This window comes from Terriglobia bacterium (assembly GCA_020073185.1).
Classification (GTDB): Bacteria; Acidobacteriota; Terriglobia; order Terriglobales; family Acidobacteriaceae; genus JAIQGF01.
Genome location: JAIQFT010000057.1, coordinates 1 through 26,018 on the forward strand (window position 1 = coordinate 1; position 26,018 = coordinate 26,018).

The 26,018-nt window shown below is 61.4% G+C and carries 23 protein-coding genes, 1 tRNA gene and 3 pseudogenes; 16 read left to right on the forward strand and 11 right to left on the reverse strand.

Annotation, left to right across the window (positions count from 1 at the left end):
• Positions 1-364 precede the first annotated feature (364 nt).
• Entirely contained in the window at positions 365-1,849 is a 1,485-nt protein-coding gene (gene cysS / locus LAN64_16880) for a cysteine--tRNA ligase (protein ID MBZ5569508.1), read from the forward strand.
• A gap of 72 nt (positions 1,850-1,921) precedes the next feature.
• Here the strand turns inward: cysS and LAN64_16885 are convergent, their stop codons facing one another.
• From LAN64_16885 to LAN64_16900, 4 genes are all read right to left on the reverse strand, one after another.
• Positions 1,922-2,245 carry a PilZ domain-containing protein gene (locus tag LAN64_16885; GenBank protein MBZ5569509.1) on the reverse strand — a complete coding sequence of 108 codons (324 nt, stop codon included), beginning with the start codon at positions 2,243-2,245 and terminating at the stop codon, positions 1,922-1,924.
• A 125-nt stretch (positions 2,246-2,370) separates the two neighbouring features.
• Positions 2,371-3,144: an arsenite methyltransferase gene (arsM, locus tag LAN64_16890; protein MBZ5569510.1), complete on the reverse strand. Its 774-nt coding sequence runs from the start codon at positions 3,142-3,144 to the stop codon at positions 2,371-2,373.
• A complete protein-coding gene (locus LAN64_16895; protein MBZ5569511.1) occupies positions 3,141-3,632 on the reverse strand; it encodes a MarR family transcriptional regulator in 492 nt (163 codons plus the stop codon). The genes arsM and LAN64_16895 overlap by 4 nt, the downstream gene beginning before the upstream one ends.
• A gap of 174 nt (positions 3,633-3,806) precedes the next feature.
• On the reverse strand, positions 3,807-4,013 hold the full coding sequence (locus LAN64_16900; protein MBZ5569512.1) for a hypothetical protein: 207 nt from the start codon (positions 4,011-4,013) through the stop codon (positions 3,807-3,809).
• 522 nt (positions 4,014-4,535) lie between these two features.
• Between LAN64_16900 and LAN64_16905 the strand changes: the two genes are divergently transcribed.
• From LAN64_16905 to iscX, 8 genes are all read left to right on the forward strand, one after another.
• Positions 4,536-4,976, forward strand: a complete 441-nt coding sequence (locus tag LAN64_16905; GenBank protein MBZ5569513.1) for an SUF system Fe-S cluster assembly regulator — start codon at positions 4,536-4,538, stop codon at positions 4,974-4,976.
• A gap of 78 nt (positions 4,977-5,054) precedes the next feature.
• Complete coding sequence (locus LAN64_16910) at positions 5,055-6,272, forward strand: IscS subfamily cysteine desulfurase (GenBank protein MBZ5569514.1); 1,218 nt, start codon at positions 5,055-5,057, stop codon at positions 6,270-6,272.
• A 122-nt stretch (positions 6,273-6,394) separates the two neighbouring features.
• The gene (gene iscU / locus LAN64_16915) at positions 6,395-6,826 is read left to right on the forward strand and encodes a Fe-S cluster assembly scaffold IscU (protein ID MBZ5569515.1); all 432 of its coding nucleotides are present in this window, start codon (positions 6,395-6,397) and stop codon (positions 6,824-6,826) included.
• An 89-nt stretch (positions 6,827-6,915) separates the two neighbouring features.
• Positions 6,916-7,356 carry an iron-sulfur cluster assembly accessory protein gene (locus tag LAN64_16920; GenBank protein MBZ5569516.1) on the forward strand — a complete coding sequence of 147 codons (441 nt, stop codon included), beginning with the start codon at positions 6,916-6,918 and terminating at the stop codon, positions 7,354-7,356.
• Positions 7,357-7,481: 125 nt separating this feature from the next.
• Positions 7,482-8,195, forward strand: coding sequence for a Fe-S protein assembly co-chaperone HscB (gene hscB, locus LAN64_16925; GenBank protein ID MBZ5569517.1), 714 nt, complete (start codon positions 7,482-7,484; stop codon positions 8,193-8,195).
• 98 nt (positions 8,196-8,293) lie between these two features.
• Positions 8,294-10,198, forward strand: a complete 1,905-nt coding sequence (hscA, locus tag LAN64_16930) for a Fe-S protein assembly chaperone HscA (protein MBZ5569518.1) — start codon at positions 8,294-8,296, stop codon at positions 10,196-10,198.
• Between the two features lie 114 nt (positions 10,199-10,312).
• Positions 10,313-10,729, forward strand: coding sequence for a 2Fe-2S iron-sulfur cluster binding domain-containing protein (locus tag LAN64_16935; protein MBZ5569519.1), 417 nt, complete (start codon positions 10,313-10,315; stop codon positions 10,727-10,729).
• A 96-nt stretch (positions 10,730-10,825) separates the two neighbouring features.
• Positions 10,826-11,047 (forward strand): Fe-S cluster assembly protein IscX, encoded by a 222-nt coding sequence (gene iscX, locus LAN64_16940; protein ID MBZ5569520.1) that lies wholly within the window; start codon positions 10,826-10,828, stop codon positions 11,045-11,047.
• Positions 11,048-11,054: 7 nt separating this feature from the next.
• On the opposite strand, the pseudogene LAN64_16945 reads toward iscX, so the two are convergent.
• The 4 genes and pseudogenes from LAN64_16945 to LAN64_16960 form a co-directional block, all read right to left on the reverse strand.
• A pseudogene (locus tag LAN64_16945) lies at positions 11,055-12,363 on the reverse strand (ABC transporter permease).
• Positions 12,360-13,292 carry an ABC transporter ATP-binding protein gene (locus tag LAN64_16950; protein MBZ5569521.1) on the reverse strand — a complete coding sequence of 311 codons (933 nt, stop codon included), beginning with the start codon at positions 13,290-13,292 and terminating at the stop codon, positions 12,360-12,362. The pseudogene LAN64_16945 and the gene LAN64_16950 overlap by 4 nt, the downstream one beginning before the upstream one ends.
• Positions 13,293-13,431: 139 nt before the next feature.
• The gene (gene galT / locus LAN64_16955; protein MBZ5569522.1) at positions 13,432-14,496 is read right to left on the reverse strand and encodes a galactose-1-phosphate uridylyltransferase; all 1,065 of its coding nucleotides are present in this window, start codon (positions 14,494-14,496) and stop codon (positions 13,432-13,434) included.
• Positions 14,497-14,529: 33 nt separating this feature from the next.
• Entirely contained in the window at positions 14,530-14,982 is a 453-nt protein-coding gene (locus LAN64_16960) for a YraN family protein (protein ID MBZ5569523.1), read from the reverse strand.
• Between the two features lie 161 nt (positions 14,983-15,143).
• Between LAN64_16960 and LAN64_16965 the strand changes: the two genes are divergently transcribed.
• The 5 genes from LAN64_16965 (at position 15,144) to LAN64_16985 (ending at position 20,058) form a co-directional block, all read left to right on the forward strand.
• On the forward strand, positions 15,144-16,379 hold the full coding sequence (locus LAN64_16965; GenBank protein MBZ5569524.1) for an efflux RND transporter periplasmic adaptor subunit: 1,236 nt from the start codon (positions 15,144-15,146) through the stop codon (positions 16,377-16,379).
• A gap of 85 nt (positions 16,380-16,464) precedes the next feature.
• Positions 16,465-17,187, forward strand: coding sequence for an ABC transporter ATP-binding protein (locus LAN64_16970; protein MBZ5569525.1), 723 nt, complete (start codon positions 16,465-16,467; stop codon positions 17,185-17,187).
• On the forward strand, positions 17,187-18,329 hold the full coding sequence (locus LAN64_16975; GenBank protein MBZ5569526.1) for an FtsX-like permease family protein: 1,143 nt from the start codon (positions 17,187-17,189) through the stop codon (positions 18,327-18,329). Before LAN64_16970 ends, LAN64_16975 begins: the two co-directional genes overlap by 1 nt.
• Before the next feature lie 3 nt (positions 18,330-18,332).
• Entirely contained in the window at positions 18,333-19,502 is a 1,170-nt protein-coding gene (locus LAN64_16980; GenBank protein MBZ5569527.1) for an ABC transporter permease, read from the forward strand.
• A gap of 118 nt (positions 19,503-19,620) precedes the next feature.
• A complete protein-coding gene (locus LAN64_16985; GenBank protein MBZ5569528.1) occupies positions 19,621-20,058 on the forward strand; it encodes a DUF2203 domain-containing protein in 438 nt (145 codons plus the stop codon).
• Between the two features lie 307 nt (positions 20,059-20,365).
• On the opposite strand, the pseudogene LAN64_16990 reads toward LAN64_16985, so the two are convergent.
• Both LAN64_16990 and LAN64_16995 read right to left on the reverse strand, forming a co-directional pair.
• Positions 20,366-20,476 (reverse strand): annotated as a pseudogene (locus LAN64_16990) (transposase).
• Between the two features lie 256 nt (positions 20,477-20,732).
• Positions 20,733-20,807, reverse strand: a tRNA-Asn gene (locus LAN64_16995).
• 510 nt (positions 20,808-21,317) lie between these two features.
• Between LAN64_16995 and LAN64_17000 the strand changes: the two genes are divergently transcribed.
• Both LAN64_17000 and LAN64_17005 read left to right on the forward strand, forming a co-directional pair.
• Positions 21,318-23,819 carry a sodium-translocating pyrophosphatase gene (locus tag LAN64_17000; GenBank protein MBZ5569529.1) on the forward strand — a complete coding sequence of 834 codons (2,502 nt, stop codon included), beginning with the start codon at positions 21,318-21,320 and terminating at the stop codon, positions 23,817-23,819.
• Between the two features lie 661 nt (positions 23,820-24,480).
• Positions 24,481-24,909, forward strand: coding sequence for a hypothetical protein (locus LAN64_17005; protein MBZ5569530.1), 429 nt, complete (start codon positions 24,481-24,483; stop codon positions 24,907-24,909).
• An 82-nt stretch (positions 24,910-24,991) separates the two neighbouring features.
• Here the strand turns inward: LAN64_17005 and LAN64_17010 are convergent.
• Positions 24,992-26,018 (reverse strand): annotated as a pseudogene (locus tag LAN64_17010) (IS3 family transposase).

A 26,018-nucleotide genomic window follows, 5' to 3' on the forward strand; every position in this document is an offset into this window, starting at 1 on the left:
TCCTACTCTCACGCCGGAAAGGTTGGAATCGGCCTTATAGAAGCCGAATCTCGCTGTCCCGCGCGAAATACTTGGCGAGCTCACGAAACCGAGTACGCCGCTGGCCGTGTCGAAATTCAGCTACTTACGCCACGGGCTGTTAAGCTGATGGGGAAGGATGTAAACACCAGCGACCTCTGGGGGACTTAGATCGGGTGCACGGCGCAAGTCGGAGGTTCGTGTCGCTCGAACGACTTACCGAAAGGTCGAGACAGCGGTTGACCCGTTTTTCACGTAGCCCCTACAATCGAAAGTCCTTCTCGCTTCATGGTCAGCCGCCGTGGCTCATGCCGCCGGACGCCTGAAACCGGAAGACCGGGTCGCTATGCCGCGCTTCTTCAATACGCTTACGGGACGAGTCGACGACTTCCAGCCCCTGGAAGACAACCTGGTCCGCATGTACGCCTGCGGGCCCACGGTCTACGACTTCGGCCATATCGGCAACTTCCGTACCTTCGTCTTCGTGGATCTGCTGCGGCGCTCCCTGCGGCAAAGCGGCTTCCAGCTCCAGCACGCTATGAACATCACCGATGTGGATGACAAGATCATCCGCAACGCCGCCCAGCAGGGCGTCAGCGTGCAGCAGTACACCATGAAATACGAGAAGGCCTTCCTGGAGGACTCCAGCTTGCTGAATATCGAGAAGCCGGAGATCCTGGTGCGCGCCACCGACCACATCAAGGAGATGGCGCAGTTCATCAAGCAATTGGTGGACGGCGGGCACGCCTACCGCACCGAAGACGGCTCGTACTACTTCCGCATCGCGGCCTTCCCTACCTACGGCAAGCTGTCCAAGAAAGATTTCGGCGGAATCATCGAGGGCGCGCGCGTGGATGTGGACGAATACGATAAGGACAACGCCCGCGACTTCGCGCTGTGGAAGGCGCCCAAACCCGGCGAGGCGTTCTGGGAGACCGAGATCGGCCCGGGACGTCCGGGGTGGCACATCGAGTGCTCGACCATGTCGATGAAGTACCTGGGCGATACTTTCGACATCCACCTCGGCGGCGAGGACCTGATCTTCCCGCACCACGAAAACGAAATTGCGCAATCGGAGTCGCTAACCGGGAAAATGTTTGCGCGTTTCTGGATGCATGCGCGATTCCTGCTGGTTGAGGGCGAGAAGATGTCGAAGTCGCTGGGCAACTTTTACACGCTCCGCGACCTGATTTTGAAAGGACACAAGCCGTCGTCGCTGCGCTTCCTGCTGACCTCCGTGCCCTACCGCAAGCAGCTCAATTTCACCTTCGACGGTTTGAAGCAGGCGGCGCAGGCGGTGGAGCGCCTGCGGAATTTCAAGCTGCGTCTGGAAACGGCACAGTTCCCCAAGGGCAGCAATCCGGCAATCACCGAACTGGCAACCGCAACGGTGGAGAAGATGCGCGCGGCACTGGGCGACGACCTCAACACCGCCGAGGCCCTGGGGGCAATGTTCGACATGGTGCGGGAGGCAAATTCGGCCGCCGACGCCGGGCAGTTGCAGCAGGAAAATGTCGCGCCACTGCTGGGAGCGCTGGCATCATTCGACGAAATTTTTGCCGTGATGGCGGACCACGACGCCGAAAAGGTGCGCCAGGTGCTGGAATGGGCGAAGCAGGAGGGGCGCATCCAGGAAGCCAGCGAGGAAACGGTCGAGGTCGCCAAGGCGGTCGAACTGAGCGACGCAAAGATTAACGCGCTGATCGCGCAGAGGAATGCGGCCAAGAAAGCGCGCAACTTCACGCGCGCGGACGAGATCAGAAATCAGCTTGCCAGCGCGGGGATCATTCTGGAAGACACGAAAGATGGGGTGAGGTGGAAGAGGAAGTAGTTGGCAGTTGGTAGTTGGTAGATCGGGAACAGCTCTGGCTCAGTCTGCGAGCGATCAGTTGCCGCTTTCGAACTACCGGCTATTTTTTCCGGCGGCGGTCCTGGCGTGGTGCTTGTGCAAGCTGTCGCGGTGCTCGTGCTTCAGATCGAGGAATTGCACGCCGACACGGCGGCCGCTTTGCCAGCGCACCAGCACGCGGACCACGATCAGTGGGTCATCGGGGTGGATGCGGAAGTGCAGGACGGCCTCGCTGTTGATCGGCAGATGAGCGTCGGTGAGGAAGGAGACGCCGTCTTCGCTCACGTCGAAGGACTCCGCCTGAAAAACCTGGTCCCCAGCCTGGCAATGGATTTCGCAGCGAATCGGCCATCGTTCCGCCGCTCTGCGCTCCGCCATAAGGCCCCTGCGGAAGCATAACTCAGTTTCGAGTTTCCAGTTTCTAGTTTCTAGAGGCAGTGGCCGGTGGCTAGCGGTCAGTGGCCCGTGCCTGGAAACTAGAAACCAGAAACTCGAAACTCGTTTTACGGTTTTCTTCCGTGCAGCTTGATGGAAGCGATGGCGTTGGCGGCGGCTTTCGCGATGGGATCGCTACCGCAGCAGGCGCTGGGCGCGACCGCGTCGGCCAGTTGCTTGCCGTGCGCGATCTGCGGGATCGAGAGATCGGTCAACCCGGCGTCGAGGGCCATGAGCACGTAGTCAGTCATCAGGCTGGCGCCGGCGATGCAGCCGACGTAGGCAGCCACGCTCTTGGCCACCTGCGGCGGCAGTTGCTGCAGCAGCACCAGGTCGCCGACCGCGATGCGCCCGCCGGGCTTGAGTACGCGCGCGATTTCGCGGAACACCGCGGGCTTGTCCACGCTCAGGTTGATGACGCAGTTGCTGATCACCAAGTCCACCGAGGAGTCTTGCAGGGGCAGTTTTTCGATAAAGCCCTGGCGGAATTCGACGTTGGCGGCGCCGAGTTTTTCGGCGTTGGCGCGCGCCTGGGCAAGCATGTCGTCGGTCATGTCCACGCCGATGACGCGGCCGGTCGGACCGACGCGCCGCCAAGCCAGAAAAGCGTCGAAGCCGGCGCCGGAGCCGAGGTCGAGCACGGTCATGCCCTCGCGAATTTCGGCCAGCGCGAGCGGATTGCCGCAGCCCAGGCCGAGATTGGCTTCCCCGGCCAACGCGATGTCTTCGGCGCTGTAGCCGATGGTTTGCGCGAGTTCGGAGGTGGTGGCGCATCCGCATCCGGACTGCTCGCCGCGGGCGACGGCGCCGTAGTGTTCCTTCACTGCTTCCTGGATTTTCATGGCAACTGTCCTTTCAGTTGCGTCAGGCCGGTCGGGCGCAGACCGCAACACCCGCTCGATTCCAACGCGTTACTAAACTCCTGCAATAGCCGCAACACTTCGGCGCGGCGGTTTTCAGGGAACGACTCGGCGACGGCGCGGGCGCGATCGCGCATCAACTGGTCGATGCGGCGGCGCGCCTTGCGGCCGGCAGGGGTGAGCTCTACCTGGGCCGCGCGGCCATCGTCCTGCGCACCGCGAACCCGCCGCACCATTCCCTGGCTCTCCAGTTTGTCGATGACGCGGGTCATGGCGCTCGGCGTGATGCGCGAAGCGGCGGCCAAGTCCGACAAGCGCGCGCCCTCCTGCGCGATCAAGGTGCGCAGGATCGAAGTCTGGCGCGGGGTCAGACCTTCGCAGCAGACCTCGTCGGGTCCGACGCACAGGAGCACGCGTTCCAGCCGCTCCAACTGGTTCCACCAGGCGTCGATGTCAATGGTGTTGCTCATGAAGGGTAGGCTACGGCTAATTACTTGCATGAGTCAAGCAAATAATTGCGGCTGGCAATCGGCAGCGGCGAAGGAATGAAGAATGAAGAAGTCAGAATGAAATAATGAAAGGCCGCTGCCGGGGACGCACACTTCCACTCTGGTCGTGCCAGGCGACAGTAGCGGAGGGGACCTCTAGGCGTCGGTGCCGGTGGATCGTTCTTCGATTGCCATATCCTTGAATTCGCTCGATTCGAAGATGTCGCCGCACTCGAGGCATTCAACGAATTCCGAGTCCTCTTCGCGGGCCACGATCCGCACACGCGGATGTTCACACGGCTTGTCCATGCCCATGCTCGGCAAGGAAGGTTTGGCAGGTGGTAGCGGCTGGTTGTAGTTCATAAATCCGGTAAGATTCCCGGAAATAATGTGCGCTATTTTAGACCGGCCCGATAGCTTGTCAAGAGCTACTGCGGCTCCGGGAAATACCTTGTCCCAAAATCGGCGCCCAAGGGTGGGATGGGAAGCAAGCGCGACAGGATGGCCAATCTCCTTGGAGATTGGCGGATCCAAGCTATTCCGCGGCAGGGGAATGCGGAGCGGCGGCGCGGGTGGAAGTCGGGCCGGAACTGGCGGCCAGCGGCATGGGATAAATGCCCTGCTCGCTGTTGTGACTCGCGCACGCCCACACAGGCGTGGCCGGGAACCAGCACCGCGACCGGGTCCATGTTGTGGCCGACTTGCGGTTGCATCGAAAAAATCCGACCGAATTTATCGCCAATATGTAACCATTGAAGACGCTGGGACTTACGCTCCACCCCAACATTTCCCCGTTCCCTGTTTTGTGTTGCTTTCCAGAGGCTCGGGCATCTAAAATACATGTACGACTAAATTGGTCGGAGATTTTAGGGGCGGAACTGGCGCGTGCTGAAGCTGACCAAGAAAGCGGACTATGGCCTGATCGCGATGCGATACCTGGCCGAGAACGGGATGGCCTCCTGCAGCGCCAAGGACATCGCCGAAGCGCACGGCATTCCGCCCGAACTGCTGGCCAAGATCCTGCAGAAACTGGTCAAGGCCGGGCTGCTGACCTCGCAGCAGGGGACCAACGGCGGATATCTGCTGGCGCGCGATGCGCGCACGATTTCCGCGCTGGAAGTCATCCGGGCCATCGAAGGCCCGCTGTTTCTGACCTCGTGCGTCACCACCCGCGGCGAATGCGGCCAGACGAGCCGGTGCACGGTGCGTGAGCCGCTGCGCCGAGTCAGCCAGAGCATTGAAGAGGTTTTGAGCAAGATTACCATCGGCGACATGGGAGAGCAGACGGTGACTGTGGCGCCGGAGGAGTTCGTGAGTTTGAGTTGACGAGGCCGAGAGCGGCAAACAATGGAGATTCCGATGAGCGAGCAGAAGACGATATCCGAGACGAGCGTGCCCAACGGGGTGAAGCTCCCCATCTACATGGACAATCACGCCACCACGCCGCTGGATCCACGCGTCCTGGAAGAGATGCTGCCCTACTTCACCGATAAGTTCGGCAACGCGGCCAGCCGCAACCACGTATTTGGCTGGGTAGCGGAAGAGGCGGTGGAGCAGGCGCGCGAGCGCATCGCCAAGCTGGTAGGGGCCAACACGAAGGAAATCATTTTCACCTCCGGCGCCACTGAAAGCGACAACCTGGCCATCAAGGGCGTGGCCGAGATGTACCGCGAAAAGGGCAACCACATCATCACCGCAGTTACCGAGCACAAGGCTGTGCTGGATACGGGCAAGCGCCTGGAGAAGTACGGCTTCCGCGTGACCTACATGCCGGTGATGAAGGACGGCCTGATTGACCTCGACGACCTGAAGCGCGCCATGGACGACAAAACCATCCTGGTGACGTTGATGGCGGCCAACAACGAGATCGGGGTGCTGCAGCCAATCGCGGAGATCGGCAAGCTCTGTCATGAGCGTGGCGTGCTGTTCCACTCGGACGCCACCCAGGCGGTCGGCAAGATCCCGATTGACGTGCAGAAGATGAACATTGATCTTATGTCGATCTCGGCGCACAAGATGTACGGGCCGAAGGGAGTGGGCGCGCTCTATGTCCGGCGCAAGAATCCGCGGGTGCAGGTGTCGCCCATCATTGACGGCGGCGGGCACGAGCGCGGCATGCGCAGCGGCACGCTCAACGTTCCCGGAATCGTGGGACTCGGCAAGGCGTGCGCGATCTGTCACCAGGAGATGCCGCAGGAGAGCTGCCGCCTGGCCGGCCTGCGAAACCGGCTCAAGGACAAGATCATGGGCAGCCTGGACGAAGTCTACGTCAACGGTTCGATGGAGCACCGCCTGCCCAACAACCTGAACATCAGTTTTGCTTACGTGGAAGGCGAATCGCTGCTGATGGGCATCAACGACATCGCGGTTTCCAGCGGCTCGGCATGCACCTCGGCGACGCTGGAGCCATCCTATGTATTGAAGGCCCTCGGCACCGGCGACGACCTGGCGCACAGTTCCATCCGCTTCGGCATCGGCCGGTTCAACACCGAGGCCGAGGTGGACTACGTGGCCGCGCGGCTGATCGAAGTGGTGCGGCGCCTGCGCGAGCTTTCGCCGCTCTACGAGATGGCAAAGGAAGGCATCGACCTGAAAACCGTGAGCTGGGCCGCGGAAGGATGAGTTGGATCGGGTAATTGCCGAATCGGGTAATCGGGCAATTGAGGGCGACGATAACAATTGCCCGTTCCGGGCAGTTCCGCAGTTGCGACGAACAGGATTTCGAGTTTAGGAGAAACTGACAAATGGCATACAGTGACAAGGTACTGGATCACTACACCAACCCGCGCAACGTGGGGTCGATGGACAAGAGCAGTCCGGCGGTGGGCACAGGTCTGGTGGGCGCGCCGGAATGCGGCGACGTCATGAAGCTGCAGATCAAGGTGAACCCCGCCACCCAGATCATCGAGGACGCCAAGTTCAAGACATTCGGCTGCGGCTCGGCCATCGCCTCCTCCTCGCTGGCCACCGAATGGGTGAAGGGCAAGACGGTGGATGAGGCGCTGTCGATCAAGAACACGGACATCGTGCGCGAGCTCTCCCTGCCCCCGGTGAAGATCCACTGCTCGGTGCTGGCCGAGGACGCCATCCGCGCCGCCATCGGCGACTGGAAGAAGAAGAACAGCGTGGCCGCCCAGAGCGGGGCGCACGCGCCGATGGCGAAGGCGGGAGACTAGGAACCTGGCGATTGGGTGATCGGGTTTTCGGCACAAGGTTCGCGAACACCGGATCGGCAGATCATCCGATCACCCGATCGGCAATTGTCATGGCCACTATGACGGACAAACCGGAGCAGGCGGTGCCCGAAGCGGTGCAGCCGAATGGCGCAGGTCAGCAACCGGCCACGCCAGAACAGAAGCCTGCTTCGGTGCCGGCGCGCGGCATCCAGGTGACCGAGCGCGCGCTGGTCAGGATCAAGGCGGCGATGCAGAAGGAAGGCATCTCGTCGGAACAGGGCGGGCTGCGCCTGGGCGTACAGGGCGGAGGCTGCTCCGGACTGACGTACAACATCCGCTTTGACACCCAGCCGCGCGAGCGCGATCGCATCTTCCAGTTCGGGGAGGTGCGCGTGTTCGTGGATCCCAAGTCATTCATCTACCTGCACGGCATGACCCTGGATTACCAGGAGACGCTGATGCAGCAAAGCTTCGTGTTCGTCAATCCGAACGCGAGCAAGTCTTGCGGCTGCGGCACGTCGTTCAGCTAGCAGCAGCCATTAGCCATTAGCGATTAGCAACTAGCTGAGGCATGACGCCGATGGCGAACTGCTAGTCGCTAATTGCTGAGAGCCGGAATATGAGCGCCACCAACAAACCCGAAGCCGCGCTCCAGATGTTCGATGAAGGCGCGGTCACGCACGCCTGCTGGTCGTGCGGCGACATGCGCGCGGCCCACTTCTGCCAGTCCTGCGGCAAGCTGCAACCGGCGCTGCCCACCGACTACTTCACCTTTTTCGGGCTGCCGCGCAAGTTGAATGTTGATGTGGCCGCGCTGGAGAACGAGTTCTACAAGCTCAGCCGCAAGCTGCATCCCGACCTATACGCGCGCGCCGCAGGCCAGGAACAGCAATGGAGCCTGGAGAAAAGCTCGCAGCTCAACGATGCCTACCGCACCCTGCGCGACCCGATCGCGCGTACCGAGTACCTGCTGAAACTCGAAGGCGTGCACATGGAGGAACAGTCCAAGGCCGCCACTGACAAGGCGCGCCAGACGGGCGAGGAGAAGAAGCAGGTAATCCCGCCGGAGCTGCTGGAAGAAGTCTTCGAGCTCAACCTGCAGCTCGAAGAAGCGCGCACGAACAAGAAGATGGGTGAGCGCGATGCCGAGCTCCTGCGCGAGGTGGAAGGCACGCGCAACGACTTACGGTCCAAGCACGACGCACTCATGGACGAGTTGCGCGGCTCTTGGAACGAGTGGGACGCGCTGCCGGAGGATGCGGACGAGTCGCTGCGCAAGCCGGTGCGGGACAAGATGGTCGGCCTGCTGAACCGGCGAAGCTATATCCGCAATCTGGTGCGGGACGTGAATGAAGTTCTGGAAGATTGAAGGATTTGCAATTTGTAACTTGTAATTTGCAATTTTCGCGGAAGGTCCGCTGCGCCGCCCGGAACCGGCAAATTACCAATTACAAATTACCATTACAAATGGCTGAAGAACGCGTAGTCGGAATCGATCTCGGAACCACGAACTCGCTGGTGGCCTTCATGGGGACGGACGGCAAACCCCAGGTCATTCCCGGCGAGGACGGGTCAAACCTCGTCCCCTCGCTGGTGGCGCTGGACACGAAGGGCCAGATCGTTGTCGGCAATCCCGCGCGCAAGTACCTGATCGAAACCCCGGAGCGCGCGGTTTATTCCATCAAGCGCCTCATGGGCCGCGGCGTGGAAGACATCCAGGAGGAACTAAAGCTGTTTCCGTTCCGCCTCGCCGAAGACCTGCAGCCCGGCGAAGTGCTGCGCATCAAGCTGGCGGATAAGGATTACACGCCGCCGGAAATTTCCGCCTTCATTCTGCGCCAGCTCAAGCGCAATGCAGAGCGCTACTTCGGCGCGCCGGTGAAAAAGGCGGTCATAACCGTCCCGGCTTATTTCAACGACGCGCAGCGACAGGCGACCAAGGATGCAGGCCGCATCGCGGGACTGGAAGTCCTGCGCCTGGTGAACGAGCCCACGGCGGCCGCGCTGGCCTACGGCCTGGACAAGCAGCGTGCCGGCGTGGCCGCGGTGTATGACCTGGGCGGCGGCACCTTCGACATTTCGATTCTCCGGCTGCACGAGGGAATTTTTGAGGTCATCGCCACCAATGGCGACACCCACCTTGGTGGCGACGACGTTGACAACCTGCTGATCACCATTGCCCTCGACGATATTCGCGGCGACATGGGCCTGGACTACCGCCGCACAGCCGAGGTCGTACAGGCCATTCGCAAGGCGGTGATTGACGCCAAGATCGCCCTCTCGTCATATCAAGAGACGATCATCGAGGTTGACCTGCCCGGGCGCAAGAGGTACCAGCGTGAGATCACACGCCAGCAGTTCGAGGGATTGATTGAGCCCATCCTGCAGCGCACCGTCGGCCCGGTGAAGCAGGCGATGAAGGATGCCGGGCTAACCCCGGAACAGATCAACGAGGTCGCGCTGGTGGGCGGCTCGACGCGAATTCCGCGCGTGCGCCAGACTGTTCGCGACTTGTTCAAGCGCGAACCGCATTCGGAGCTGAACCCGGATGAGGTGGTCGCGCTCGGCGCCGCGGTGCAAGCCAACATCCTGGGCGGCGGCTCGGAAGCCACCAAGGACATGCTGCTGCTCGACGTCACGCCGCTGTCGCTGGGCATCGAGGCGCTGGGCGGCGTTGTGGCCAAGATCATTCATCGCAACTCGACGATTCCCGCGTCAGCCACCGAGCATTTCACCACCGGCGTGGACGGCCAGACCAACGTCGCGATCCACGTGTTGCAGGGCGAGCGCGAACTGGCCAAGGACCACCGCTCGCTGGCCCGCTTCGATCTGAAAGGCATTCCGCCCATGCCCGCGGGACTGCCGCGCATTGAGGTGCGCTTTTTGATTGATGCCAATGGCATCCTGCATGTCTCGGCGCGCGAGCAGCGCAGCGGCAAGGAAGCGGAAATCTCCGTGCAGCCTAGTTACGGCCTCACTGACGAGCAAGTTGAGAACATGATCCTAGAGTCGTTCGATTACGCGGAAGAGGACTTCCGCCAGCGGCAGGTAATCGAGGCGCGCAACGAGGCCAACACCATCCTGACCGCTCTGGAGAAGGGCAAGCTAAGCCCGGCGTGGCAGCAGCTCACCTCGGATGAGCGCAAGCAGATCGCCAAGCAGGAAAAAGCCTTGCGCACGGTCATGGACCAGGACGACCACCATGCCGTCCGCTCCGCAATCGACGCGCTGAACCAGGGCACCATGCGACTGGCGGAGCTGATGATGGATTCGGCGGTAGGGTCGGCGCTAAAGGGTAAAACCATGGAACAGGTAAACGTCGGCGAAGGGCCGGAAGCGCCGCACCCGATCGCGCCGGCGGAGATTAAATAGCTGTCAGCCATCAGTTATGAGTGCCGGGCGTAGCGAGTGGATGAGACGATATGAGCCGAGCCCCTTTAGGGGCGACACATTTAAAGCGAGCGCGTAAGCGCGAGCGAGTCACTTATGGCCGAAGAAAAAGATCAGAACACAGGCACGGCGACTGCCGAACTTTCCCCGAACACCGTCAAGGTGACTTTCCTGCCCGAAGGCAAGACGGTCGAGTTTGAACTCGGCAAAATGCCGTACAAGGATCACGGCAAACCAGAATCGCTGCTCGACGTGGCGCTGAACCACCACGTCTTCCTCGACCACGCTTGTGGGGGCAATTGCGCCTGCACCACCTGCCACGTGCAGGTGATCAAGGGGGCCGAACTGCTCAGCGAGATGGATGATGATGAGGCCGACCGGCTCGACATGGCTGCCGACCTGCAACTCAACTCGCGCCTTGGCTGCCAGTGCGTGGTCACCAAGCCGGGCGAGATCGTGGTCCACGTGCCCGAATGGAACCGAAACTACGTTTCCGAAGGCGGAGAACACTGATTTCATCGGGTGATCGGGCGATCCGGTGATCGGCGAAAATCCGGTGTCGCAGGTCACCAGATCAACCGATCATCTGATCACCCGACTAGGAGCGCTATGCCGACAGAGCTGCACTGGGAAGACGCCGAAGACATCGGCCTGATGTTGGCCAACACGTATCCCGACATTAATCCTCTCGAGGTGCGCTTTACCGACCTGCACCGCATGATCGCTGAACTGCCCAGCTTCGTGGACGATCCCAAGAAGTCCACCGAGGGCAAGTTGGAAGCCGTCCAGATGGCTTGGAACGAGGAGTACGAAGACCGGCACGCCGCCTGAATCACGCCTAGCCTTCCGCCTCCCAGCGGAAGCGCGTCACGGCGACGATCCCGAACGCCGCCGTAAACACAAGCTGCACGGCGATGGGCGGCAGAGCGGCGGAGAGATCCAGGCCACGCCAGGTCATGGCGTCGAGACCGTCCATGGCCCAGCGCGTGGGCACAACCAGGGTGGCCTTCTGCAGCCATTGCGGAAAAATGAACGCCGGAACCCACGCGCCACCTAGCATGACCATGATCAGGGTCGCCATGATGGAGATGCCGCGAGTGGCTTCGACGGTCTTGCCGAGCGCTGCAACCATCAATCCGAAGGCGGCGGTCATCAGCGAGAAGGCAGCGCAGATACCCAGAAATCCAAGCAGACTGCCTTGAATGTGAACTCCAAACACCACCCGCGCGAAGGCGAACAGGACGAGCATTGATAAATGCCGCGATCATGGCGGCACTGACCGCTCGGCTGCCCAGCAGGACGCCGCGTGATAGTGGGGCCGCGCGCAGCCGCTGCCAGAGGCCGCTCTTGCGCAACAGCAAAAGGCGGATGCCGACGTCGAGTCCCATAAACAGGATGAACTGAATTCCCATTCCACCAAAGGAATGGGCGTAGCCGTTGTACTGAATGCCGGAGTCGGAGGTAACGGCTTCGACGCGGGTTTCGTAGGGCATGGCGAAGCCCACCGACGACTGCGGTTGTCCGGCCGATTGCTCGCGGTCCTGCTGCTCATTCAAGGCATGAACGCTGCCCAGCAGGTCGCGCAATACTTTCTTGTCCGTGGCGGGCATATCTTTGGCGGATTCGATTTCCGCCAGCGACTGGCTGACCATCTGGCGCCCGCTCTTGCCGGCAAACATCTCCTTGCTAACCGACTGCATGACGGCGCCGCTCAGAATCCCCTGGACCATTCCGGATTCCATGGCATGCGACGGGTCGTAGAGTACGCGAAGCTCCGGCTTGGTGGCGCCGCTGTAGAAGAGGGCGCGTCCGGCGTCGATGCCAAAGCCCTTGGGAATCACAATCGCCACCATGGCCTTGCCCTTGCGCACGGCCACCTGCGCGGCTTCCAAGGTGGATGGCTTCACCCCGAGGTTCTTGTCGGCGGTCAGGCGGGCGACGATGGCAGCGGAAACGTCGCTCTGGTCCTGGTCGATGACGAGCACCGGCATGCGGCTGACTTCCGTGTCGCCCTTTCGTCCGCCAAACAGGTAGCCGAAGAAGGAACCGCAGATGATCGGCACCAGCAAGCCGACGACAACCGCGCGCCGATCGGAGAAAAACAGCCGAAGATCTTTTCGCACCAGGGCCCAGAAGGCAGTGTTCATGAGTCGCGCAGGCTCCTTCCGGTAAGAGTCAGAAAGACCGATTCCAGGTTGGGCCTTTCGCTGCCCAGGTGCTGGTAGGGATGACCATGTTCGGCCAGCCACTTCAAAATTCCAGGAGTGTCGGTCGCGAGATTGCGTACGCCAATTCGCAAGACACCTTCGCGAATCTCCGCCGACTGAACGTCCGGCAGGGTCCGCGGTTGCTCCAAACGCAATCCATCGGGCGTTTCGAGTTCGATGGCGAGGACGTTGGTGACCGGCAACATGCGGTGCAGGCCGACGAGGGTATCGTCGGCGATGACTTTGCCATGGTCGATGATGACGATGCGGTCGCAGAGTCGCTCGGCTTCCTCCATGTAATGGGTGGTGTAGATAAGGGTTTTACCGCGTTGCTTCAGGGTCTCGAGGTTGTCGAAGATAGCGTTGCGGCTCTGCGGATCTACCCCCACAGTGGGCTCGTCGAGGAGCAGGATCTGCGGGTCGTGGAGAAGCGCGCCGGCAAGATTCAGGCGCCGCTTCATGCCGCCACTGAAAGTCTCGACCTTGTCCCGGCCGCGAGTGGCGAGGCCGACCAGATCGAGCGCGTCGGCGATGGCGCGTTTAGCGGTTGCGCGGTCAATTCGATAGAGTGCGGCAAACAGGGAGAGGTTGTCGAGAGCGGAAAGCTCGTCGAAGAGAGCCATGTCCTGGGGAACGAGGCCGATCTTGCGCTTGATGGGATCGGTGTCGCCGCGCAACGGACTGCCTGCAATGAGCACTTCGCCGGAATCCGGACGCAGCAGGCCGGCGATGATGGAGACAGTGGTGGTTTTCCCCGCGCCATTGGGCCCGAGCTGGCCGACAGCCTCGCCTTCATTCGCACGCAGGCTGACGCCGTCGAGCGCGACCACCTTGCCGTAGGTCTTGCGCAGAGTTTTTGCTTCGAGCATTGACGGTGGAGTGTACCACCACGCTGCTAATCTCGAATGGACGCAGCTTCAAGTTCGTCCGTCCTCGGTTCAAACCAAGAAAAAACGCCCGCAGCCCTGGTCTGCCGGCGTTTTCAACTTCTGTTTTCAGGTTCTGCGGTTACTTGGTCGCAACCGTGGGGGCTGCGGGCGCCGGGACTGGCGGCTGCGTCTCCACGCTGGCCTCGCGCAGGAACTTGGCCGCTTCCTCCGGCGGCGTGGGATTGATGTAGAAACCAGTGCCCCACTCGAATCCTGCCGTCTTGGTCAGCTTGGGCATGAACTCAATGTGCCAGTGATAGTGCTCGTTGAACGGGTCCTGCACCGGCGAGGTATGGACCACCAGGTTGTAGGCCGGGTTGTCGAGCACGTTGTGGGCCTTGGCCAGCAGGTTCTTGAGCGCCTTCGCCAGGTCCTCGAACATCGCCGACGAGGAATTCTCGAACGCCGACTCGTGCCGCTTGGGCAGGATCCAGGTCTCGAACGGAAAGCGCGGCGCGTAGGGCGCCATGGTGACGAACTGCTCGTTCTCGCCGACGATGCGGATTCCGTTGTCCAGTTCCTGGCGAATGACATCGCAGAAGACGCACCGTTCCTTGTAGATGTAGTACTGCTTGGCGCCCTCCAACTCCTCGACTACCTGCTTGGGAAGAATGGGCAGCGCAATCAACTGCGAGTGCGGATGCTCCAGCGACGCGCCTGCCGCCTCGCCATGGTTCTTAAAGATCAGGATGTACTTGAAGCGCTTATCCTGCTTCAGGTCAAGGATGCGGTCGCGGAAGGCCCACAGGCTGTCTTCCACCCGGCGTTCCTTCATCGTCGCCAGGCTGGCGGCGTGGTCCGGGGTCTCGATGATGACCTCGTGCGCGCCGATGCCGTTCATGCGGTCGAACATCCCTTCCGCACGGCGGTTGAGGTTGCCCTCGATGCCCAGCGCCGGGAACTTGTTGGGCACCACGCGCACCGTCCACCCGGGCGAATCCTTCGCCGCCGGCGCTCCGCCGTTCGGGTTGGGGCGGTAAGCCAGGATCTCGGGCGGCGTCTTGCTCTCGTTGCCGTAGCAGAACGGGCAAAAACCGCCCTTCAGCTTGTTCTGCTCGCGGGCAAAATCAGTTGGGCGCTTGGCCCGGTCGGTGGAAATAATGACCCAGCGGCCCACAATGGGATCTTTTCTTAGTTCTGGCAAAGAGAATTCTCCCCTAGCGTATGATGCTCCATTCTACGGCATCGGGAAGGCATTTTTGAAGAGCGTAATATCCGGAGAGGTTACCTTGGTGGCGTAGTACACACTGACAACGTCAAACCGCAGGGCAGGATTGCCGGCAACGCGGCGCCGATAATCGCGCGCGACGGCGCCAAGATCGCGACGTTTTTCCTCGTCCACGGCGGCCTCGGCGGGCTTGACGTCGCGCGTGGTTCGGGTCTTCACCTCAATGAAGCAGAGCACGTCCCCATCCCACCCCACCAAGTCGAGTTCGCCCCGATGCCGCGGCGACCGCCAGTTGCGCGCCACCATTACGTACCCCAGCCGCCGCAGATAAAAATAAGCATCGTCCTCTCCGCGCCGGCCGGTCAGCAGATGTTGCGGCAATCGCTCGGGATTCTCGCGTCCGATCACCTCGGCGGCACGATCCAGCGCATGCGCCACCTTTTCGACCACTCTTCCCTTCATGGCGGTCGAGTCTAGCAAATTGGGTGCGAGCCGTCTGTGACAACGTCTGATGAGCTCTCCCCCCTGCTTGCGATTGGCAGATGTGGCTGCCGGTTGCAAGAGTCGAAGGCGACGTGTCATTCTTCATGGTTTCAGAGGCACCGCAGGAGGAGGCGTGCTGCATGGCCCCGCGCCCAGGATCCACTCTGCCGGACCTGACCCCTTTGAGGATTGACGAACGGGCCCGCTCCAGCGCCGGCGGGCGCAAATGGCTGCGCTGGTTTGCGGCCGCCTTGGGCGCAGGTCTGTTGGTGCTCGCGCTGGTGTTGGCTCTGCAGCGCAAGACGCCCATGGTCGAAGTGGCGGTGGCTCGCACGGCCGCGGGCGGTGACAGTCGGGTCGCGCTTCTAAATGCGAGCGGTTACGTAACACCCCGGCGCCGCGCCACTGTCGCCGCCAAGATCACCGCCCGGGTCACGCGCATGAACGCCGAGGAAGGCATGCGCGTGCAGCAGGGGCAGGTGTTGGCCCTGCTGGACGATTCCGATGCTCGCGTACGCCTGAATTCCGCCATCGCCGATCGTGATGCGACCTCGGCCGCGCTCGCCGACCTGGAAGTGAATCTAGCCAATGCGGAGCGCGAGTTGCGCCGCACCGAGAGCCTGAAGACCGGCGGCGTTACCAGCCAGCAAGCCCTCGACCTGGCTCGGACCACGGCCGACAGCTATCGGGCGCGTATTGCGCTGGCGAAGGAGCAGACCCTGGCTGCCGACGCTCGCATCCGCGTTGCCCGGCAGGACCTCGATAACTGCACCGTGCGCTCGCCCTTCGATGGCATTGTCGTTTCCAAGGACGCACAGGTCGGAGAAATGGTGTCGCCGATCTCGGCCGGCGGCGGCTTCACGCGCACCGGCATTGCCACCGTTGTGGACATGAACTCGCTGGAGATCGAAGTGGACGTGAACGAATCCTACATCGCCCGCGTCAATTCCGGCCAGCCGGTCACCGCCACGCTCGACGCTTATCCTGACTGGAAGATTCCGTGCAAAGTGCGCACGGTGATTCCCACCGCCGACCGGCAGAAAGCGACGGTGAAGGTGCGCATCTCTTTTGATAAGCTCGATCCGCGCATTCTGCCGGATATGGGAGTGAAAGTTGCGTTTCTGAGCGATGCGCCCGCGCAGCCGCAATCCGCGGCCGCACAAGTGCTGATCCCAAAGAGCGCGGTGCGCGACGAAGGCGGTCAGGCGGCGGTCTTTCTATATAAGGATGGCCGAGTGGAGCGGCGCGCCATTCGCGTGGGCGGCGCGCAGGGTGAGGATCAAATCGTGTTGGCCGGCGTTTCCGATGGCGACCAGGTCGTGGTCGGCGGGGCCGAGGGACTGCACGACGGCAGCAAGGTGGGGATCAGAAAGTAAGTGGTCAGTGGCCAGTAGTCAGTGGTCAGCAAAAAGCCAAAGACTGACCGCTGACCACCGATCACTTAGCATTTCAGGAGCTTCTATGGTCAGGGTTGACGGTCGCGGTGATGGGACTAGTCTGGTCCGGGTGCGCGGGCTGGACAAAAAGTATCAGCGTGGCAGCGAGGAGATTCATGTCCTGCAGGGCCTGAACCTGGACGTGGACGCTGGCGACTTTGTCGCCTTCATGGGGCCGAGCGGCTCGGGCAAGACGACGCTGCTGAACCTGCTGGGTGGCCTCGACCTGCCCTCCGCCGGCAGCATCACCGTTGCCGGGGACGAGATCACCCACATGTCGGCCGGCAAGCTGACGGCGTGGCGCGCGCGGCATGTGGGCTTCATTTTCCAGATGTACAACCTGATCCCGGTGCTGACCGCGTTTCAAAACGTCGAATTACCGTTGCTGCTGACCAAGCTCTCCAAGGCGGAGCGCCGCCAGCACATCGAAACCGCGCTGCAGGTCGTCGGGCTTGCCGACCGCATGCACCACTTTCCCCGGCAACTGTCCGGCGGGCAGGAACAGCGTGTCGGCATTGCGCGCGCCATCGTCGCCGATCCCACGTTCCTACTCTGCGATGAGCCCACCGGCGATCTGGACCGCAAGAGCGCTGACGAGATCATGGACCTGCTCGGCCGCCTGGTGCGCGAGCATCGAAAAACGGTGCTGCTGGTGACCCACGATCCGGTCGCCGCCGAGCGCGCCAGCGTGGTTCTTCATCTCAACAAGGGCGTCCTCGAGGAGGCCAGGAAGGTGGAGGCATCCTGATGAAGTATCGCCACCTGCTGTTCTCCAACCTGTCGCGCAAGAAGATCCGCACCACGCTGACCGTCGGCTCTTTCGCCGTCGCGCTCTTCCTGTTCGGACTGCTGACGGTGGTGCGCGGCGCTTTTAATCAGGGCTTGGAAGTGGCGGGCGCCGACCGTCTGGTCATCATCAACAAGGTTTCGCTCATCCAGCCGCTGCCGATCGCCTACAAAGAGCGCTTGCTGCAGATTCCCGGCGTTAAGCAGGTGACGCACGCCAACTGGTTTGGCGGCGTTTACCAGGACGAGCGCAACTTTTTCCCGCAGTTTGCCATCGACACCGAAACCTACCGCGAAATGTTCCCTGAATTCGCCCTGCCCGCGGAGGAGTGGAAGGCTTTCGTCGCCGACCGCGAAGGCGCCGTCGTCGGCGAGGACCTGATGAAACGCTTCCACTGGAAGATCGGCGACCGCGTTCCCCTCAAGGGCACCATCTTTCCCGGCACCTGGGAGTTCAATATCCGCGCCATCTACCACGGCACCCGCCAGGCCGATGACACCACGCAATTCTGGTTTCACTACAAGCTGCTGGAGGAGCGCCAGAACCAGTACTGGCATGGACTGGTCGGCTGGTACACGGTGCGCATTGATAATCCCGACCATGCCGTGCGCATCGCCAAGGCCATTGACGCAAGCTTCGCCAACTCGCCGTGGGAGACCAAGACCGACACCGAAAAAGCCTTCGCCGCATCGTTCGTAAAGCAGGCGGGAAATATTCAGTTCCTGCTGCTCAGCATTGGAGGCGTGGTCTTCTTCACTCTCCTGCTTGTGACCGGAAACACCATGGCGATAGCGGTCCGCGACCGCGTGCGCGAACTGGCCATTTTGAAGGCGGTCGGCTACTCGGACAATTTCGTCCTTAGTTTGGTCCTGGGCGAGGCCCTGCTGCTGGCGATCGTGGGAGGTGGCCTGGGAATTCTGCTGGCCAAACTCTTCACTCTGGGCGGCGATCCCACCCGCGGCCTCCTGCCGTTTTTCTATCTTCCCGCGAGCGCGATGGTGGCGGGAATTGTCCTCGCGCTGGCGGTGGGCGCCGTGGGCGGAATTCTGCCCGCCGTCTCGGCCATGCGACTCAGGGTTGTCGACGCCTTGCGGAGGGTGTGAACGATGGCAATTCCCCTGACCTACAACCTGCGCAGTTTGCGCGTGCGTTGGATCTCAACCGTGGTTGCCGTGCTCGGCATCGCCGGCACCGTGGGCGTCTTCGTCGCCATGCTGTCGCTGGCCAAGGGATTCAAGGCAACGCTGGTCTCTTCCGGCTCGCCGCGTAACGCCATCGTGCGTCGCGCCGGCGCAACCTCCGAAATGGAGAGCGCAGTCTCGGTGGATCACGTCAAGATCATCGAAGAGGCGCCGGGAGTGGAGCGTGGAGCGTCGGGGCCGCTGGTCAGCCCGGAAACCGTGGTCATCGCCGCGTTTCCTTTGAAGGCGACCGGGACCGATGCCAACGTTCAGGTGCGCGGCGTCTCTCCCAAGGTGTTGAACGTGCGCGACAACGTCAGAATCGTCTCCGGACGGATGTTCCAGCCCGGATTGAACGAATTGGTCGTGGGACGATACGTCGCCCGAACCTATTCCGGGTTCGAGCTTGGCAACAGCGTCAAGTTTGGCGGCGGGACGTGGACGGTGGTGGGCGTTTTCGACGCCGGCGGCAGCGCCTTCGATTCCGAAGTCTGGGGCGACGCCCAGGTCGTGAAGGACGTGTACAAGCGTCCTGCCAACGTCTTTTCTTCGGTGACCGTGCGCCTTACCTCGCCCGACGCGCTCACCGGTTTCAAGGACGCGCTCACCTCCGACCCGCGCCTCACCGTGCAAGTGGATCGCGAGATCGAATACTACGACAAGCAGTCGCGCGCCCTCACCCAACTGATCCTCGTGCTGGGAACGATGGTCGGCCTGGTCATGGGCATCGGCGCCGTGTTCGGCGCCCTCAATACCATGTACTCGGCGGTGGCGGAGCGTAACCGGGAAATCGCCACTATGCGTGCCCTGGGATTCGGCGCGGCGAGCGTAGTTTCATCCTTCGTATTCGAAGGCCTGTGTATTGCGTTCGTCGGCGGGGTGCTGGGCTGCCTCGCCATCCTGCCGCTCAACGGTCTCACTACCGGCACGATGAACTGGCAGACCTTCTCCCACCTGGCCTTCGCGTTTCGCGTCACGCCCGCACTGCTGGCTGGGGGCGTGATCTTTGCGCTATTGATGGGCATAGTCGGCGGGGTGCCTCCGGCGGTTCGCGCCGCCCGCGCCCGCGTCGCCGTGGCCCTGCGCGAGATGTAAAAAGAACCGACTACGGGCCACACTCGACAAGCTGAGGTAGCTTGCCCGACCGACAGCGAACGAACACGTCGGCAGGCGTGGCCGCTGGCACTTGCCCTTGGTGGTAATCTATTCAGCGGTGGCCAACCGAACGTTCAGTCTCGACGAAGCGCACACCCTGCTGCCGGTGCTGGAATCGCTCTTGCGCCGTGGCATGGAAGCCAAGAAGCAGGTGGAGGAGATTGAGGGGGAGTTCCAGAAGATCAACCATCGCATCTTCCTTGCCGGTGGCTCGGAGATTGACGTCGTCAAACTCGCCCGCCGCCGCGCCGCCTGCGACAAGGCCCTGCAAACCATCAAGGATTGTCTCGCCGAAATCGAAGCCACCGGCGCGCAGGTGAAAGACATGGACATGGGCCTGCTCGACTTCCCCTGCCAAGTCGACGGCGAGACCATCCTGCTGTGCTGGAAGCTCGGTGAGGAGCGCATCACGTACTGGCACGGCACGGAAGAGGGCTTCGCCGGCCGCAAGCCGATCGACGAGCGCATCGCCCGCGCCAAGGGCAAAGTCAACTAGCGGTTCGGCGATCTGGACGCATTCAAAACAGCGCGGACAGGATTATGTTGTTGAACCTGCCGACCAGGCAAACCTTTTCGCGCATCTCAGGTGATGAACCGTGGGTGGGCCAGGCGTCTCGCCATCACGCAGTCGCAAGAACTGGAAAAGGCTCAGAACAACCTCCCCGACGTCGGCTTCTATTGAGTATTGAATAATATAGGTACAGTGGAAAGAGCTCCGCCCGTTCCCAGGAGGCCATCACCAGAGTAGGCCGTCGGCGCATCCGCCGCAGTGCCTTCCGGGCATAGTGACTCAGTTCTCCGATACTCTTGGGGCAGAAGTTCGGTAGCTCGTACTGCTTCCAGTGCGACCACAGATACTCGACCGGATTCAGTTCTGGAGCATAGGCGGGCAAGAGCTCCAACCCGATGCGCCCTCGCTGCTCGCGCGCGAAGTCCCAGACCAGGCGACCGCGATGGCTCATTGTTGCGGAGGACCAGAAACGCGACGCCGTGGAGCGCACGCAGGATTACTTGCGGGTTGGCGCCGAGCAGCAACAACACCGGGTTGCGGTGCTGCAGCCGTCGGCCAGGACCCAGTAAGAGAGCACCGACATGAGAATGCGGACAGTTCACGGACAGTTGCGAAGTGGAGCGGAATCGAAGCGCAGCCAAGCTCTAGATAGGAAAAAATGGCTCCTCAGGTAGGACTCGAACCTACAACCCTCCGGTTAACAGCCGGATGCTCTGCCATTGAGCTACTGAGGAGTGGGGCAAAACGAATTGTCTCTATGTTTATATCGCAATTCTGCGGGCGCGGTCAAAGCGCAGCGGGGGCTGCTTGCCATGCGCGTCAAGGGTGACGCACCAAGCGTCGCACCGCGCCAGGCAGGGCTCGCGGCGGTTTCTTTTGACCTCGCTCCATTGACCCGGCCTTGCGCCCGTGTTATACATTCGCTTCTTGTACTCTGCTGAAACTGGTGGAGTGCAGGCAATCCCCGCGGTCCCATCCCGGTCGGCATCAGGCGAGATGGGGCCGAGAGCGCGGCCAAACGCATCGCTCCCGCCTTGACGTGGAAGCGCGCATCCGGGGTGGTATCAGGCAGAAATGAATGATGTTCTCGGTTCGCCGCCGGCCTGGACGGAGACAAGCTGCTGCCTGAAGGATGCGGCCCGATTCGTCGTCCTATTCATTTGATTAATGTTGGTGGAGGACTTTATATGCGTACCTGGCTCCCGTTTGGCCGAGCCCTGTCTGGGCGCATGCGTCGCCCGGTGATGGTGGTCACGGTCGTATTCGCTCTGCTCACGCTGTTCTCAACCGCTAGTTTGGCTCAGCAAGCCGCGCCCGCCTCACAGCAAATGAGCGGTGAAGCCAGCCTCAAGCTGCCCGACCTTTCCAAAGTTCCCTTTCTCAACGGAATTGATGGCCACAGCCTGCTGCTGATCGGCATCCTGTTTTGCATTTTTGGGCTGCTGTTCGCCCTCGTCCAATACATGCAGCTCAAGAACCTGCCGGTGCACCGCGCCATGCGCGAAATGTCGGAACTAATTTACGAAACCTGCAAGACTTATCTGGTCACGCAGGGCAAGTTCCTGGCGATTTTGTGGGCGTTCATCGCGGTGGTCATCGTGCTCTACTTCGGAGTCCTGCTGAAGGACGAGTACTCCATCGGCACGGTGATAATCATCCTCGGCTTCAGCGTGGTGGGAATTCTGGGCAGCTACGGTGTGGCCTGGTTCGGCATCCGGGTAAACTGCTTCGCCAATTCGCGCGTCGCCTTCGCCAGCCTGAAGGGCAAGCCGTACCCGTGCTACGCCATCCCGACCAAGTCGGGCATGAGCATCGGCATGGCGCTGATCAGCGTGGAGTTGCTGATCATGCTGATCATCCTTCTGTTCATACCCGGCGACTACGCCGGGCCGTGCTTCATCGGGTTCGCCATCGGCGAGTCGCTGGGCGCGGCGGCGCTGCGTATTGCTGGCGGCATCTTCACTAAGATCGCCGACATCGGCAGCGACCTGATGAAGATCGTCTTCAAGATCAAGGAAGACGATGCCCGCAACCCCGGCGTGATCGCCGACTGCACCGGCGACAACGCCGGCGACTCGGTGGGCCCCTCCGCCGACGGTTTCGAAACCTACGGCGTGACCGGCGTTGCGCTCATCACCTTCATCCTCCTCGCGGTGAAGAGCCCGACCATCCAGGTGCAACTGCTGGTCTGGATCTTTGTCATGCGCGTGATGATGCTGGTGTCGAGCGCCGGTTCCTACTTCATCAACGGCGCCTGGGCCAAGGCGAAGTACGCGGGCGCCGACGAGATGAACTACGAGACGCCTCTGACCACGCTGGTGTGGCTGACCTCCATCATCTCCATCGCACTCACCTACCTTATTTCTTACCTGATGATTCCCAACCTGGGAGGCGACACCTCGCTGTGGTGGAAGCTGGCGAGCATCATTTCCTGCGGCACACTCGCCGGGGCGGTGATTCCCGAGCTGGTGAAAGTCTTCACCTCGACCGAGTCTCGCCACGTGAAAGAAGTGGTGACCTCGGCGCGCGAAGGCGGTGCGTCGCTGGACATCCTCTCCGGCTTTGTGGCCGGCAATTTCTCCTGCTACTACCTGGGCGGCTCGATGATCATTCTCATGTCCATCGCCTACTACGTCAGCTTGCAGGGACTTGGCGCCATGCTCCCCGCCACCAACACGCCGTTGATGCTGGCGCCGGCCGTGTTTGCCTTCGGCCTGGTCGCGTTCGGCTTCCTCGGCATGGGCCCGGTGACGATTGCCGTAGATTCTTACGGGCCGGTCACCGACAACGCGCAGTCCATCTACGAGCTCTCCCTGATCGAGACCTTGCCCGGCATCGAGGGCGAACTGAAGCGCGACTACAACATCGCCGCCAACTTCGAGCGCGCCAAATACCTGCTGGAAGCCAACGACGGCGCCGGCAATACTTTCAAGGCGACGGCTAAGCCGGTGCTGATTGGCACCGCGGTAGTGGGGGCGACCACCATGATTTTCTCCATCATCATGGCGCTGACCCAGGGCCTGACCATCAACGTTGACAAGCTCTCGCTGCTGCACGCGCCGTTCTTCCTGGGGATGGTCACCGGCGGCGCCATGATCTACTGGTTCACCGGCGCCTCCACCCAGGCGGTGAGCACGGGCGCGTATCGCGCGGTGGAGTTCATCAAGGCGAACATTCGGCTGGAAGGGGTGGAGAAGGCGTCAGTCGAGGACAGCAAGAAGGTGGTGGAAATCTGCACCCAGTACGCGCAGAAGGGGATGTGGAACATCTTCCTCGCCGTCTTCTTTGGGACCCTGACCTTCGCCTTCATCGAGCCGTTCTACTTCATTGGCTACCTGATCGCGATCGCCATCTTCGGCCTCTACCAGGCGATGTTCATGGCCAACGCAGGCGGCGCCTGGGACAACGCCAAGAAGATCGTCGAGGTCGAACTGCAGCAAAAAGGCACTGACCTGCACGCCGCCACCGTGGTCGGCGACACCGTGGGCGACCCGTTCAAGGACACCTCGTCGGTGGCCATGAACCCGGTCATCAAGTTCACCACGCTGTTTGGCCTGCTGGCAGTGTCGCTGGCAGTGAAGCTGACCAACGAAGTCGGCTCGGGCTGGAGCCACATCATTGCGCTCTGCTTTTTCGCCGTGTCGTTCACCTTCGTTTACCGCTCGTTCTACAGCATGCGGATTGGCACGCTGGAGAGCGCGCAAACAGCCGGGGTGGAGCGGGAGAAGGAGACGGTCGCGAGATAGTGGCCAGTGGTTAGTGTTCAGTGGTCAAGAGCCATCCGGACGCGGGTGGCTTTTTAATTTCGTAAATGGGTAATCGGGTAATTTGGTAATTTGTTTTATGAGGCTCTTTTATTACCCTCGTAACGTTGGTCTGGTGATGGCCGGCGATTAACATTAATGTGCCCGTCTCAAAGTTGCTGGTGAGATATTTCGGCGGGTAAGGGCCGTGGCACAGAAACTGGGAAGAAAGCCCTCCGAATGAATCTACTTCGGTTGGGTAGAGTTGTACCACCTCCAGGGTTCGTTGAACAAGGCAGCGACCGATCGAGCCGCCTAACTAGGCCGGTCGAGCCACTCAGGAGGATTTAATGTCTTTCACAGCGAAGGTTAAAGCAACTGGTCAGCTCTTTGACGTAACAACCGATTTGGGACAGGATGGAGCCCTCTATCGGGACGCCCACCGTCCCTTACAAAAGGGCACGCTTTACGCAGGCCATCTATTCGATGCCTTCCCGAAGAGTGGGTCAGATCTCGTGAAGTTCAGCAAAGCAGAGTGGGCTATCTTCTGCGAGGATGAACTGGAGGACTTTCCCGTGACGCGCTTGAGATTGCTTCGCCGGCGGAGGATCCGCCGTAACTGACAATTCCCGACTCGAACTCTCTCTCAGAGGAACAAAGCCTTATGATGGCCAAAATAGCTGTGGTGTTGCTCTTGTTGGTAGGTTCGTCAGTTGCCCAAACCACAACCGTATTCATCAACGACAGCAACGGTAATCAAACAATCGGGACTATCAGCAACGGGAACGTATATTTTCACGACAGCAGCGGCAATGTGGCATTCGGGACCATCAAAGACGGCAACGTTTTCTTGAACACCAGCAAGGGTGAAATTACATTCGGTACCATCAAGAATGGAAATGTGTTTCTGAGCGACCAGAGAGGCGTCACCACTGGCACCATTCGCAACGGTAACATCTTTTTAAGCAACAGTGATGGGAGCATCACGATCGGAACATATAACCGCTCTGGGGATGACCTGCCCCCCATCTTTAGTCCAAGGATAATGAGACTTTCTCCGGTTTTTGTTCGCCCCACGCTCCTTGCTGCGTAGCGGGGATGGGGGTGTGGGGCAAGGGGCCGGCGTTTGAGGCCTCTTGCCCCACTCCATCTCTTGAGAAGCTCGCTGCTGACAGCGCTGCGAACTCCACCGGTGTACGGTACTGCAAGCTGCTGTGTGGCCGCCTTTCGTTGTAGTCCTGCTTCCACGCCGCGATCTTCTCCCTGGCGTGGGCCAGGTCGATGAACCAGTTCTCGTTCAGGCACTCATCCCGGAAGCGCCCGTTGAAACTCTCCACGTAGCCGTTCTCCATCGGGCGTCCTGGTTGGATCGTATGCCAGTGGAGGCCCTGCTCATAAGCCCACTGGTCCACGGCTCGGCTCACGAACTCAGGTCCGTTGTCGGAGCGTATCTGCCGCGGCAGTCCGCGCCGTTGCTTCAGTTGCTCCAGCACGCGCACCACGCGCCGCCCGCCCAGTGAGGTGTCCACCTCAATCGCCAGGCACTCACGGGTGTAGTCATCCACGATGTTCAAGGTGCGGAACCTCCGGCCTGAGCTGAGCGCGTCGCTCATGAAGTCCACTGACCAGGTTTGGTTCGCTCTCACCGGCTCAGGCAGCGGTTGGCGCACCCCAGAGCGTTTCCGCCCACGCTTGCGACGCAACCCCAGCTTCTCCTCCACGTACAGCCGGTACACCCGCTTGTGGTTCGCCTGCCAGCCTTCCCGCTCCAGCAGGATCTGCAACCGCCGGTAGCCGAACCGCCGCCGCTCCTCGGCCAGTTCGCGCAGCCGCATTCGCAGCCGCCCATCGGTCGCCCGTCGCGATTGGTACCGGCACGTCGCCCGATACAGTTCCATCAGCCCGCAGGCACGTCGCTGGCTCAGCTCCACTTCCACCTGCATCACCAGCACCGCCTCTCGCCGCGTCTCCGGGCTCACCACTTTTTTGCGACCACCGCCTTCAACGCCCGGATGTCCACCGCCTGCTCCGCCACGATGTGCTTCAACTGCCGGTTCTCTTCCTCCAGTGCACGCAGCCTCCGCGCCTCGCTCACCTCCATGCCGCCGTACTTCGCCTTCCAGCGGTACAGGCTGCCACGCGTGATCCCGTGCCGCCGGCACAGTTCGCCGGGCTCTACCCCCGCTTCGGACTCCTTCAGCA